This is a genomic window from Pectobacterium araliae (assembly GCF_037076465.1).
GTDB classification, from domain to species: Bacteria; Pseudomonadota; Gammaproteobacteria; order Enterobacterales; family Enterobacteriaceae; genus Pectobacterium; species Pectobacterium araliae.
Window position 1 is genome coordinate 3748436 of record NZ_AP028908.1, and the last position, 12954, is coordinate 3761389.

General features: G+C 50.8%; 10 protein-coding genes. 6 read left to right on the forward strand and 4 right to left on the reverse strand.

What is annotated here, in order from left to right; all coding sequences use genetic code 11:
- Both aceE and pdhR read right to left on the reverse strand, forming a co-directional pair.
- On the reverse strand, positions 1-2664 hold the full coding sequence (aceE, locus tag AACH44_RS16975; RefSeq protein WP_261847071.1) for a pyruvate dehydrogenase (acetyl-transferring), homodimeric type: 2664 nt from the start codon (positions 2662-2664) through the stop codon (positions 1-3).
- A gap of 143 nt (positions 2665-2807) precedes the next feature.
- Positions 2808-3572 carry a pyruvate dehydrogenase complex transcriptional repressor PdhR gene (pdhR, locus tag AACH44_RS16980; protein WP_261847072.1) on the reverse strand — a complete coding sequence of 255 codons (765 nt, stop codon included), beginning with the start codon at positions 3570-3572 and terminating at the stop codon, positions 2808-2810.
- A 658-nt stretch (positions 3573-4230) separates the two neighbouring features.
- On the opposite strand from pdhR, the gene AACH44_RS16985 reads away from it, so the two are divergent.
- Complete coding sequence (locus AACH44_RS16985; RefSeq protein ID WP_261847073.1) at positions 4231-5589, forward strand: amino acid permease; 1359 nt, start codon at positions 4231-4233, stop codon at positions 5587-5589.
- A gap of 81 nt (positions 5590-5670) precedes the next feature.
- Here AACH44_RS16985 and ampE read toward each other — a convergent pair whose 3' ends face one another.
- Positions 5671-6525 carry a beta-lactamase regulator AmpE gene (ampE, locus tag AACH44_RS16990; RefSeq protein WP_261847074.1) on the reverse strand — a complete coding sequence of 285 codons (855 nt, stop codon included), beginning with the start codon at positions 6523-6525 and terminating at the stop codon, positions 5671-5673.
- Positions 6522-7097, reverse strand: a complete 576-nt coding sequence (gene ampD, locus AACH44_RS16995; protein ID WP_261847075.1) for a 1,6-anhydro-N-acetylmuramyl-L-alanine amidase AmpD — start codon at positions 7095-7097, stop codon at positions 6522-6524. Before ampD ends, ampE begins: the two co-directional genes overlap by 4 nt.
- 434 nt (positions 7098-7531) lie before the next feature.
- Here ampD and AACH44_RS17000 point away from each other — a divergent pair, with 434 nt between their 5' ends.
- The 5 genes from AACH44_RS17000 (at position 7532) to hofC (ending at position 12878) form a co-directional block, all read left to right on the forward strand.
- Positions 7532-8392, forward strand: coding sequence for a nucleoside-specific channel-forming protein Tsx (locus AACH44_RS17000; protein WP_261847076.1), 861 nt, complete (start codon positions 7532-7534; stop codon positions 8390-8392).
- Between the two features lie 145 nt (positions 8393-8537).
- Positions 8538-9428, forward strand: a complete 891-nt coding sequence (nadC, locus tag AACH44_RS17005) for a carboxylating nicotinate-nucleotide diphosphorylase (protein WP_261847077.1) — start codon at positions 8538-8540, stop codon at positions 9426-9428.
- Between the two features lie 326 nt (positions 9429-9754).
- A complete protein-coding gene (gene ppdD, locus AACH44_RS17010; RefSeq protein ID WP_261847078.1) occupies positions 9755-10201 on the forward strand; it encodes a prepilin peptidase-dependent pilin in 447 nt (148 codons plus the stop codon).
- A gap of 2 nt (positions 10202-10203) precedes the next feature.
- Positions 10204-11676: a type II secretion system protein GspE gene (gene gspE / locus AACH44_RS17015; protein ID WP_261847079.1), complete on the forward strand. Its 1473-nt coding sequence runs from the start codon at positions 10204-10206 to the stop codon at positions 11674-11676.
- Complete coding sequence (gene hofC, locus AACH44_RS17020) at positions 11673-12878, forward strand: protein transport protein HofC (RefSeq protein ID WP_261847080.1); 1206 nt, start codon at positions 11673-11675, stop codon at positions 12876-12878. The genes gspE and hofC overlap by 4 nt, the downstream gene beginning before the upstream one ends.
- Positions 12879-12954: the final 76 nt, after the last annotated feature.

A 12954-nucleotide genomic window follows, 5' to 3' on the forward strand; every position in this document is an offset into this window, starting at 1 on the left:
TTATGCCAGACGCGGGTTAACTTTATCTGCATCGATGTTGAATTTAGTGATGGCATCTGCAACCACTTTCTTATCGATTTCACCGCGTTTAGCCAGTTCACCCAGAGCCGCAACCACGACGTAAGACGCATCCACTTCAAAGTGGTGACGCAGGTTCTCACGGCTGTCAGAACGACCGAAACCGTCCGTACCCAGTACGCGATAATCGCTAGCAGGGATGAAGTTACGGATTTGCTCAGCAAACAGCTTCATGTAGTCAGTAGACGCAACCGCTGGCGCATCGCTCAGTACCTGAGCCACGTAAGGAACGCGTGGCGCTTCGGTCGGATGCAGCATGTTCCAACGCTCACAATCTTGGCCATCGCGCGCCAGTTCAGTGAAGGAGGTAACGCTGAATACGTCAGAACCCACACCGTAGTCTTTCGCCAGAATCTGAGCCGCTTCACGTACGTGACGCAGGATAGAACCTGAGCCCAATAGTTGAACGTTACCTTTGCTACCCTCAACCGTTTCCAGCTTGTAGATACCCTTACGGATACCTTCTTCCGCACCCTGCGGCATCGCAGGCATGTGGTAGTTTTCGTTCAGCGTGGTGATGTAGTAGTAAATGTTCTCTTGTGCTTCGCCGTACATGCGGTGCAGGCCGTCATGCATGATGACAGCAACTTCGTAGGCAAATGCCGGATCGTAGGAAATACAGTTCGGGATAGTCAGAGACTGAATGTGGCTGTGACCATCTTCGTGTTGCAGACCTTCGCCGTTCAGCGTTGTACGACCTGAAGTACCACCGATCAGGAAGCCACGCGCCTGTTGGTCACCCGCAGCCCAGCACAGATCGCCGATACGTTGGAAACCGAACATAGAATAGTAGATGTAGAACGGGATCATCGGCAGGTTGTTGGTGCTGTAAGACGTTGCCGCCGCCAGCCAGGAAGAACCTGCACCCAACTCGTTGATACCTTCCTGCAGAATCTGACCTTTCTGGTCTTCTTTGTAGTAGGCAACCTGCTCACGGTCCTGCGGCGTGTACTGCTGGCCTTTCGGGCTATAAATACCGATTTGGCGGAACAGACCTTCCATACCGAAGGTACGCGCTTCGTCAGCGATAATCGGAACCAAACGATCTTTGATAGATTGGTTCTTCAGCATCACGTTCAGAGCACGTACAAACGCGATAGTGGTAGAGATTTCTTTGTTCTGCTCTTCCAGCAGCGTGCGGAAATCCTCCAACGTTGGCAGATCAAGCTTCTCGTCAAAGTTCGGCTGACGAGACGGCAGGTAGCCACCCAGCGCCTGACGGCGTTCGTGCAGGTACTTGTACTCTTCAGAATCTTTATCGAAGGTGATGTACGGCAGCTGTTCGATATTTTCATCGCTAACTGGCACATTGAAACGATCACGGAAGTAACGCACGCCGTCCATGTTAACTTTCTTAACCTGGTGAGCGATGTTCTTACCTTCCGCCGCGTCGCCCATACCATAACCTTTAATGGTATGCGCCAGAATAACAGTTGGTTTGCCTTTGGTGTCCTGCGCTTTTTTCAGTGCAGCGTAGACTTTCTTCGGATCGTGACCACCACGGTTCAGTGACCAAATCTGATCGTCGCTCCAGTCTTTCACCAGTGCAGCCGTCTCCGGGTATTTACCGAAGAAGTGCTCACGCACATAGGCACCATTTTTGGATTTGAAGGTCTGGTAGTCCCCGTCGACGGTTTCTTCCATCAGTTGGATCAGTTTACCGCTGGTGTCTTTACGCAGCAGTTCGTCCCAACGGTCACCCCACATCACTTTGATCACATCCCAGCCAGCGCCGCTGAAGATGCCTTCCAGTTCATTGATGATCTTGCCATTACCCGTAACCGGACCATCCAGACGTTGCAGGTTACAGTTGATAACGAACACCAGGTTGTCCAGTTTTTCACGGGTCGCGATGGTGATCGCACCTTTGGATTCTGGTTCGTCCATCTCACCGTCACCCAGGAAGGCATAAACGGTTTGCTTAGAGGTATCTTTCAGGCCGCGATTTTCCAGATATTTCAGGAATTTAGCCTGGTAGATAGCACCAATCGGGCCCAGACCCATCGAAACGGTCGGGAACTGCCAGAAGTTCGGCATCAGTTTAGGGTGCGGATAAGAAGACAGACCGTTACCGTGAACTTCCTGACGGAAGTTGTTCATTTGGTCTTCTGTCAGACGGCCTTCAAGGAAGGCGCGAGCGTAAACGCCCGGAGAAATGTGGCCCTGGAAGTAGACCAGGTCGCCGCCGTCCTGCGCAGTGCGAGCACGGAAGAAGTGGTTAAAGCACACTTCATAGAAAGTGGCGGAAGACTGGAAAGAAGCCATGTGGCCGCCCAGATCCAGATCTTTTTTCGAAGCGCGCAGTACCGTCATGATCGCGTTCCAGCGGATTGCTGAGCGAATACGACGTTCCAGATCCAGATTACCAGGATACTCCGGTTCGTCTTCCACTGCGATGGTGTTGATATATTGACGTGCAGCCGTACCAGCAGCAACGCTAACACCGCCTTTACGCGCTTCACCCAGAACCTGATCTATCAGGAACTGAGCGCGCTCAACACCCTCTTCACGGATGACCGATTCGATCGCCTGCAGCCAGTCGCGGGTTTCGATCGGATCCACGTCATTATTTAAACGATCTGACATGGTTATTCCTTATCTTCTCTAATAAGTTGGTTTGTTGGAGCCTGTCTTCCTGCATTCTGGCTCATCGTTGATCATAAGCAAAATGCATGAAGACAGGCTCATCGTCGTCATAGCCGCATTCAGAGCACCAAAAACACGGGTGCTCAGTCCTTGCGTTGCTGGAGCCGACGCAGCGATCTCTCGCGCCGACTATGTTCCCGGTTAAGATCCAGCAATACTTCCTCAATAAACGCCAGATGGCGGTGTGATGCTTCGCGCGCCCTCTCCGGCTCACGGGCAACAATCGCCTCAAAAATGCTGGCGCGATGAATGCTAACCTGAGCCAACACTTCACGGCTCAAATAAAGCAATTCAAAATTCTGCCTCACGTTCTGTTCGAGCATCGGCCCCATGCAACGTACCAAATGCAACAAAACCACATTATGCGTGGCTTCTGTTACAGCAACCTGATACTGCATAACGGCTTCTGACTCGGCGTCTAGATCGCCCGCTTCCCTCGCCTTCTCAATCACGGCATGACAATCCCGGATGCGTTGCAAATCCGACTCGGTGCCACGCAACGCCGCATAGTAGGCAGCAATGCCTTCTAGCGCATGACGTGTTTCGAGAAGATCGAACTGTGATTCGGGATGTGTGCTCAGTAATTCTGCCAGCGGATCGCTGACACTTTGCCATAGATTGGCTTGAACGAAGGTACCACCACCCTGACGGCGCAAAAGTAAACCTTTGGCTTCCAGGCGTTGAATGGCTTCTCTCAGAGAAGGGCGGGAAACATCGAACTGTTTTGCCAGTTCGCGCTCCGGTGGGAGCTTCTCGCCGGGGCGCAAGGTTCCCTCAAGGATCAGAAACTCCAACTGCTGTTCAATCACATCTGACAGTTTGGGCTGACGGATCTTGCTGTATGCCATGGTGAATTCTTCTCTGCGAATGGCGCGGAGTCAATTGGTAATACCAATTTCAAAAACGTGACGCTAAAGTAACAAAGTATTCACCTTCTGTCCATAAGGACCTTGAGCTAAATCACCAATCCCACCAGATTTTAACAAATGCACGAGAAACATGCGGCAAAGTGATAGCCCACCTGTGGTATTACCATTAATCCCCCTGTCTATATTTTAACTTTTTTGAAACGTAAAGCAGGCAATGCTGAACCGTTTAAATACACAAATAGTGAATTTTTATTCAAAAAATAAGGTTTTTTATTCTTATAAAGATAGCGTAATAACCAGTAGCCCCCTATTGGGGTAAGCACTATTTTTACCGCAGGGATAAAGAGGTAATAAAAAGGGGTAAGCCCAAAGAGGTATTAATCTTCAAATCCCCCCACCCTTTTCCCATCATCAGGGGTTCAATCAAAGAGAGATAAAAATTTTGATGTAGCGATAGCTTTTAATTATCAGGCTATAAGAAATCAGTGCAATCTTGCGCACTTATCACTATTCTTTGGCAAACGGTAGCGGATTTCTTAATTTAAGAAATACCATTCCGTAAAAATAAAATTACACAAACGTACAGTCAATAATACGCAGCGTATTTTTTACTTGCACAGGCAGAGGGTTAAATTTGATGGATAATCAACAAGCGGACGGCACGCTAAAGCGTGGTTTAAAAAACCGCCATATTCAGTTGATTGCCTTGGGTGGCGCGGTAGGTACTGGCCTCTTTCTTGGTATTGCACAAACAATCAAAATGGCCGGGCCATCGGTCCTATTAGGCTATGCAATTGGCGGGCTGATTGCGTTTCTCATTATGCGCCAGTTAGGCGAGATGGTGGTTGAAGAGCCGGTAGCCGGATCGTTCAGCCACTTTGCGTATAAATATTGGGGCGACTTCGCAGGCTTTGCATCGGGATGGAACTACTGGGTACTGTATGTTCTGGTCGCCATGGCCGAACTCAGCGCCGTGGGGATTTACGTCCAGTACTGGTGGCCAGACATTCCGACCTGGGTATCCGCCGCCGTGTTCTTCCTACTGATTAACGCCATCAATCTGGCAAACGTCAAAGTCTACGGAGAGATGGAATTCTGGTTTGCCATCATCAAAGTCGCGGCGATTATTGGCATGATCATCTTTGGCGGCTGGCTGCTGATCAGCGGTACGGGCGGGCCGGAAGCCACCGTGACCAACCTGTGGGCGCAGGGCGGGTTCTTCCCGAATGGCGGGCTCGGTCTGGTGATGGCGATGGCCGTTATCATGTTCTCATTTGGTGGTCTGGAACTGGTCGGAATTACCGCAGCAGAAGCGGATAACCCAGAGAAAAGCATTCCACGCGCAACCAATCAGGTGATCTACCGTATCCTGATTTTCTACATCGGTTCACTCGCTATCCTGCTGTCACTGTACCCGTGGGGCAAGGTTGTGGAAGGCGGTAGCCCATTCGTCATGATCTTCCATGAACTGAATAGCAACGTCGTGGCTACGGTACTGAACATCGTGGTATTGACCGCAGCACTGTCGGTTTACAACAGCTGTGTTTATTGCAACAGCCGCATGCTGTTCGGGTTGGCAAAACAGGGTAATGGACCGAAAGTGCTGGAGACTGTCGATAGCCGTGGCGTACCCGTTGTCGCTATCGGTATCTCCGCACTGGCGACAGCGTTATGTGTACTGATCAACTACCTTATTCCCGGTAAAGCGTTCGAGCTATTAATGGCGCTGGTCGTGTCTGCTCTCGTGATTAACTGGGCGATGATCAGTCTGGCGCACCTGAAGTTCCGTGCACAGAAGGACAAAGAAGGTACGGTGACCAAGTTTAAAGCGCTGCTTTATCCGCTGGGTAATTACCTCTGTCTGCTATTCCTGGCAGGTATACTGGTGGTTATGTTCCTAACGCCAGGCATTCAGATTTCCGTCATGCTGATCCCGGTTTGGCTAGTTATTCTGGCCGTGGGCTACTTTATCAAAAAGAAAAATCAGACGAAGTAAGCCTCAGCGCCCACCGTATTTTTTCCGATTCGATGGCCGACCTTGTCGGCCATTATTTTTCCTACCAACGCACAATAAACATCAGACCAGCGCACCGTATATCGTCAAAAGTGCAACCACCACCACCAGCACCAACGTCACTTTTTTCGCCAGCGTCACGGCGGCTTTAGGCGTTTCTACAGGCTCGCTATGGGATTCACGCGCCAGAGAAAATTGCGCCAACTGCGTTAACACCCAATATTGTGAACTACGGAAATCCCCTAGCGATGCGAACCAGGCAGGTAACGCTTTTTCACCATGCCCCAGCAACGCATAAGCAGCACCAGCCAAACGGGTGGGAATCCAGTCAAGCCAATGTAACAAACGATCGACACCAGACTGCGCACGTTCCAGCGGCGTATTATGCCGGGCAAGCCAGGTTTGTCTGGCGCGCAAAAAACCATACCCCACTAGCGCAACCGGCCCGTATGACCCTGCAGCAACGAACCAAAATAGCGGAGCTAGATAAAACCGGAAATTTATCCATAGCAAGGCATTTTGCAATTCCTTTAACTGCTCGCTTTCACCTGCACCAACGGGTAAACCGTGAATCAACGCCAATTCCTCCGCCATTTCTCGGCTGGCATCCGCCTCGCCGCGCTGTGCCGCCTGCAAATAGCACCGATAGTGCTGACGAATCTCACCCGCACCAATACACATCAGGCTGATCACAATCCACAACAGAAGGGAAACCAGACCAAACAGAATGCCGCTCGTTAGCCACAACAGTCCCGCCACGATGCCCATACTGCATAGCGTCAGGAACAACGTTTGAAATAAAGAGGGAGAGGGAACGTGTCGGAACACAACGCCAAGCCGATGATCAATCTGCCAATGCTCCCCCTGTTTGAACAACCGTTCCCATGCGAGCGTAAGCAACAGTGTAAACAGCGTCATTGATCGAGACTCCTTTTATTTTCTATCCAGTTTTCTTGCAGCAGATGATGATAACCGTCCCAGTCAAATGCCGGGCCGGGGTCGGTTTTACGGCCCGGAGCGATGTCGCTATGTCCGGTAATTCGCGGCAGTGTAATAGGATAAGCCCGCATTAACAGGCGTGTAATCGCAACCAGTGAGTGATACTGCGCCATGGTAAAAGGCAGCGTATCCGTCCCTTCCAGCTCAATGCCAATAGAGAAATCATTACAGCGTTCACGGCCTTCAAACACCGAAACGCCAGCATGCCAGGCGCGCTGGTCGAAAGACACATACTGCGTGGTTTGCCCATCGCGACGAATCAGGCAGTGTGCCGCGACGCGTAAATGGGAAATATCAGCGAAATAGGGATGCGCAGTGGGGTCCAAAGTAGCCGTAAACAACTGGTCAATATACGGGCCGCCAAACTCACCCGGCGGCAGACTGATATTGTGAATCACCAGTAAGGAAGGCACCTCATTATTCGGACGACCATCATGATGCGGCGAAGGCGTGTGTGTAATGTCGGATAACCAGCCATTTTCCAAAAACATCGGCGATAACCTCGCATCGTATCGTTTGCCGGCTGAATCAGGCGAAAAAGCTCATTTCTGGCGTAAAAACTAATTTCAGGTGTAAAACCATATAGCCAAAAGTCCTTGTATCCAAGATACCATGTTTCACGCCATGCTATCTATTCAACTCGGTATCAATAGGCTTTACCATTCATTCAGTGATGCTCCCATCAATTTTCTGCCCGCATTCAATTTCTCGCCCTTTTCCACAAGGGAAAATACCAACATTATTTTGTGACAAAAATCACATTAAAAATGTAACACACCAATGGAAAGCAATCGTTTTCGTGCATTACATCTATTTTTACTTAAAATGCATGACAAAATTATCTTCTGATTTTTTTAGGTATTACCAAAGCTTATTTTACAACCTTACGCACAACGCACATGACGTCTAACATAGGGTACTTAACATGAAGAAAACTTTCGCCGCAGGCGCCTTGCTGGCACTGTCCTGCTCAATGCCTGCCCTTGCCGACAGCAATAAAGCCGAATACCTGTCCGACTGGTGGCATCAGAGTATTAACGTCGTCGGCAGCGCCCACACCCGTTTTGGACCGCAACTGAACAGCACGACCTACCTGGAATACGAAGCGTTTGCACGTAAAGACTGGTTCGATTTCTACGGCTACGCCGATGCGCCTAAATTTTTTGGTGGCGATCCCGACAGCCGTGGTATTTGGGACAAAGGCTCTCCGCTGTTTGTCGAGATCGAACCACGCTTCTCGATTGATAAACTGACAGGGGCTGACCTGAGCTTTGGTCCGTTTAAAGAGTGGTACATCGCCAATAACGTGATTTACGATCAGGGTCGCAACAGCGGTTCACGCCAAAGCACCTGGTACATGGGCTTAGGCACCGATATTGATACCGGCACCGATCTGTCTCTCTCAGTAAACGGCTATGCCAAATACCAATGGCAGAATTACGGCGCGGCGAACGAAAACGAATGGGACGGCTACCGCGTAAAAGTGAAATACTCTTACCCGCTGGGTTCTGTGCTGGGCGGCAATGTCTCGTATATCAGCTTCACCAATTTCGATTTTGGTTCAGAACTGCGTGATAAATCGAATGCAAGCCGCACCAACAACTCCATTGCCTCCAGCCATATTCTGGCGCTGGGCTACGACCACTGGCACTACTCTTTCGTCGCTCGTTATTTCCACAATGGCGGCCAATGGGCTGATGGCGCAGAACTCAATTTCGGCAAAGGTCCGTTTGAAGTGAAATCTACCGGCTGGGGCTACTACCTGGTTGTTGGTTACAACTTCTAAAATCGCATCCCTTTTCCGGCGGATATCAGTATTCGTCGGAAATACAAATAACATTAACATATTGAATTATAATAACTATTCATTCTGGATGTCCTGATATAAACAAGGTAGCATAGACCTCCGAATCCCCCTTCGGAGTTTTGTCATGTCAACGCGTCGCTACAGTCAGGAACAACGCCAACAAGCCTTGCTCGCTCGTATTGCACAAGATATCCCCGCCAGCGTGCAACTGGCACTGCGTGAAGATTTAGGTGGCATCGTCGATGCTAATCAAGATATTACCGCCCTTCTGTTACCCGACAATGAGACCGTCAGCGCACGTATTATCACGCGTGAAGCGGGTATATTCTGCGGCACGCGCTGGATTGAGGAAGTCTTTTCTCAATTAGGCAACACGACAACGATCATCTGGCACGTTACCGATGGCGACGCTATCACTCCCAACCAAACGCTGTGTGACATCACAGGCCCAGCCAAACAGCTCCTGACCGGTGAACGCACAGCGCTGAATTTTCTGCAAACGCTGTCCGGCGTCGCAACCGAAGTCAGCCGCTATGTTGCCGTATTGCAGGGAACGCGCACTCGACTGCTGGATACCCGCAAGACGCTGCCGGGGCTGCGAACCGCGCTGAAATACGCCGTATCATGCGGCGGTGGCGACAACCATCGTCTTGGTCTATCCGATGCATTCCTGATCAAGGAAAACCATATCATCGCTGCTGGCTCAATCAAAAATGCGGTAGAAAAAGCGCAGGCTTTACGCAGCGATGTACCGGTCGAAGTTGAAGTCGAATCGCTGGATGAGTTACAGCAAGCGCTAGAGGCTGGCGCAGATATCATTATGCTGGATAATTTTAGTCTGGATAGCATTCGGGAAGCGGTTGGCTTAACGCAAGGTCATGCGCTGCTGGAAATATCCGGCAATGTCACGCTCGACACACTGCGTGGCTATGCGGAAACTGGCGTGGACTATATCTCGGTGGGCGCATTAACCAAGCACGTACAGGCACTGGATTTATCCATGCGCTTTATTTAATCGCTTCTCTATTTCTACCAGCGAGGTGCCATTTCGCACCTCGTTCACCTCTCTACATCTCATCCCCTCACATACAATCGTAACGACGCAGACTGCATTTCCCACACAGATGCCCCCTCCCGGAAGCATGAAAATTGCGTCTCTGCTCGCAAAAAGTTTTCAATCCTCTGCAAATATCTAAAAACATGTCGTGGCGCCTTCCTGTTTCACGCTTCCCTGCTCGTCAGCCTTCACGCGCTTTTCTATGCTGCCAGCCATCCGTATGGATTTATGTAACGCAACATTTATGCGCCACAAAATTGATATGCAACAACAGGGAAATCAACATGACAAAACAACAAGGGTTTACGCTGATTGAGCTGATGATCGTCATTGCGATCGTCGCCATCCTCAGTGCTATTGGCGTACCGGCGTACCAAGGCTATCTGCAAAAAGCAGCGCTGACGGACATGCTGCAAACGATGGTGTCTTATAAAACGCCTGTCGATCTCTGTGGTCTGGAAAATGCCGCTTTTACGGCCTGCAATGCAGGTAATCAGGGAATACCAGGCAGCAAATCTTCACGCTATGTCAGCACCGTTAGCGTCACTCAAGGGGTGATTACGCTGACCGGACAATCTACTCTGCAAGGGCTGCGCGTCATTCTGACACCAACGTGGGATAGCGAAACTGGCGCTTCGCGCTGGACGAAAAATTGTGCCACAGACAACGGTACAGAGAGCCTGCAATCTGCCTGTCAGGACGTTTTCCGTTTCGATAACACGGCGGGTTAATCATGGCTGATTCCGCCTTCTCCACCGAGCATACGCTCAGCGAGTTACAGACATTGTGCCGACGTTATCAGGCATTATTGCTCAGTATTGATGAACAAACGCTGTCGGTTGCCGTCACAGCATCCCCTTCGGCAGAGATGATCGCTGCACTGCGTTTCGCCAGCAACCGTCGAATTATGGTGGAACAGTGGCCACAGGCAAGAATGGAACAACAGCTTAACCCAGTGAACGCCGTTGCCGAACCAGCAGAAACCTATCGTGCCAGTATTCATCACGCCAACGCAGAGCCGCAGGATCATGACGATGATTCCCCCGTTGCGCAGTTTATCCACCAAACGCTGCGCCTCGCCGTTCAACGCCGCGCCTCTGATATCCACTTTGAGCCGCAGCCAGACAGCTATCGCGTGCGGCTACGCATTGACGGTATGTTGCAGGCCATATCCGCGCCCCCTCCAGAGTTGACAGGCCGGATTACGGCACGACTAAAAATCATGGGCAAGTTGAATATCGCCGAGCGCCGGTTGCCGCAAGACGGCCAGTTCAGCCTAATGTTGGATCAACAAGCCTACTCGTTACGCATCGCCACCCTCCCCGTGCAGCAGGGAGAAAAAGTTGTATTGCGTATTTTACAAACGCACCAACAGGAGTTGGCGCTGGACAAGCTAGGTCTTAGCGAAAAAGCATTGCAGCAGGTTATCGGTGTGCTGAGCGCCTCACAGGGCATGCTGCTCGTCACTGGCCCTACAGGCAGTGGAAAAACCGTGACGCTTTACAGCGCAATATGCTGGCTGAATGAGTGCAGCCGCAATATCTGTAGCGTGGAAGATCCGGTCGAAATTCCCTTACAGGGAATCAACCAAACGGCGATCAATCCCAAAGCCGAACTGGGCTTTGGGCGAATTTTACGTGCGCTGCTGCGACAAGATCCAGACGTCATTATGATTGGTGAAATTCGCGATGCAGAAACCGCAGAAATTGCGGTAAAAGCCGCACAAACGGGCCATCTGGTGATGTCCACGTTACATACCAACTCTGCGGTAGAAACGCTAACTCGTCTCAATCACTTGGGCATTCCTGGATATCTGTTAGCTGCGGCGCTAAGGCTCATCGTCGCACAGCGGCTTGTGCGTCGACTATGCCCGCACTGTAAAACCCCCGGAGAACCGCTACGCTCACTACCAGACGACATATGGCAAGGGTCACTCCAGCATTGGCAGGCCAGCGGCTGTAGCCACTGTTTCTCCGGCTACTATGGCCGTGTCGCGCTCTATGAATTGCTGCCCATCACGCCAGATTTTCAGGTAGCGTTAGCAAGCAACGCCAGCATTGGGGAACTATCGGCTCTATCGAAAGACTCTGGTTTTCCGACACTACTGACCGCAGGGCTTGAGTTGGTCAACGATGGCCTGACTTCACTTGCTGAAGTCTATCGTGTAGTCGGCGATGAGTGGTCGATGAATCAGGAGGCACAATGAGGTTAGAGCGCTTATATCACTGGCAGGCAATCACATCCGAGGGTGAATTTGCTGACGGCGAACTTATTAGCACGCACCGCCAGCATGCCTATGCCAGTCTGATTGCTCAAGGCTACCAGCCGCTCATCGTAAAGGCTGGCCATTATCTGTCGCCCCGCTACTGGAAACGCGAACAGCTAGGTGAGTTAATCAAACAGCTCGCTGCTCTACTACAAGCTGGATTACCGCTGCTGGAAGCATTAAAACTGGTGTCGGAACAGCATGAACGCCCTGGCTGGCGTTGCGTATTACGTGACGTTCGTACTCATGTTGCTCAGGGAAGTTCGCTGTCTGAGGCATTACACGAATATCCCCATGTCTTTCCCGTTCTGTATCGCTCCCTAATTGCCGTCGGTGAATTGACGGGAAAACTAGACACATGCTGCCTACAGCTAGCCCAACAGCAAGAAAAACAGTCCAGATTGCAACAGAAAGTCATCAAGGCGCTACGTTATCCCTGTTTTGTTTTGGTCATTGCAATACTGGTCAGCATGATGATGTTGCTGCTGGTTCTACCCGAGTTTGCGACACTCTATTCTTCGTTCGATACGCCGTTGCCGTGGTTTACCCGACAGTTGCTTCATCTCGCCGATATCCTCGCTAGCTACGGATTCATTGGACTATTGCTGATTAGCGGCCTAATGCTGGAGTATGCCCGACTGAGACAGCAAAGACCATTATGGAAAATCCGAGAACAGGAATGTCTACTGAGGCTCCCTGTGGTGTCCAGTTTGCTACGCGGTAAATCACTGAACCAGATATTCAACATTCTGGCGATGACGCAACAGGCGGGTTTAACGCTCCCAGAAGGGCTGGATGCAGCCGCCACGATCCGCCACCCGCTTTATCAGGCCGCGATTCAGCAGATACAAGAGCAGTTGCATCAAGGCTCGTCGCTATACCATGCCACACAGCATCACATCGCTTTGTTCCCTGCACCGTGTCCGCAGTTGATTCGGGTAGGGGAAGAAACCGGAGCACTGGATACCATCTTTACACAGTTAGCAGAATGGCATGAGAGACGGGTACAACAACAGGCCGACATGCTGACACAAACGCTGGAACCGTTATTGATGATGGTCGTCGGGGGGATGGTCGGGGCGCTAGTGATTGGCATGTATTTGCCGATCTTCCAACTGGGAAATGTATTGGCCGGTGCCTAAACCGACCAATACAGCACGACAACGTTTACAAATCAGGTCGCGTAATCACTATTCACAGCGGAAAGAGGAAATGTGA

Bases quoted from the DNA above. Each gene is read 5' to 3' on its own strand.
- AACH44_RS16985 (WP_261847073.1), top strand. From the start codon at position 4,231: ATGGATAATCAACAAGCGGACGGCACGCTAAAGCGTGGTTTAAAAAAC.
- hofC (WP_261847080.1), top strand. From the start codon at position 11,673: ATGAGGTTAGAGCGCTTATATCACTGGCAGGCAATCACATCCGAGGGT.
- AACH44_RS17000 (WP_261847076.1), top strand. From the start codon at position 7,532: ATGAAGAAAACTTTCGCCGCAGGCGCCTTGCTGGCACTGTCCTGCTCA.
- pdhR (WP_261847072.1), bottom strand. From the start codon at position 3,572: ATGGCATACAGCAAGATCCGTCAGCCCAAACTGTCAGATGTGATTGAA.
- ampD (WP_261847075.1), bottom strand. From the start codon at position 7,097: ATGTTTTTGGAAAATGGCTGGTTATCCGACATTACACACACGCCTTCG.
- gspE (WP_261847079.1), top strand. From the start codon at position 10,204: ATGGCTGATTCCGCCTTCTCCACCGAGCATACGCTCAGCGAGTTACAG.
- aceE (WP_261847071.1), bottom strand. From the start codon at position 2,664: ATGTCAGATCGTTTAAATAATGACGTGGATCCGATCGAAACCCGCGAC.
- ppdD (WP_261847078.1), top strand. From the start codon at position 9,755: ATGACAAAACAACAAGGGTTTACGCTGATTGAGCTGATGATCGTCATT.
- nadC (WP_261847077.1), top strand. From the start codon at position 8,538: ATGTCAACGCGTCGCTACAGTCAGGAACAACGCCAACAAGCCTTGCTC.
- ampE (WP_261847074.1), bottom strand. From the start codon at position 6,525: ATGACGCTGTTTACACTGTTGCTTACGCTCGCATGGGAACGGTTGTTC.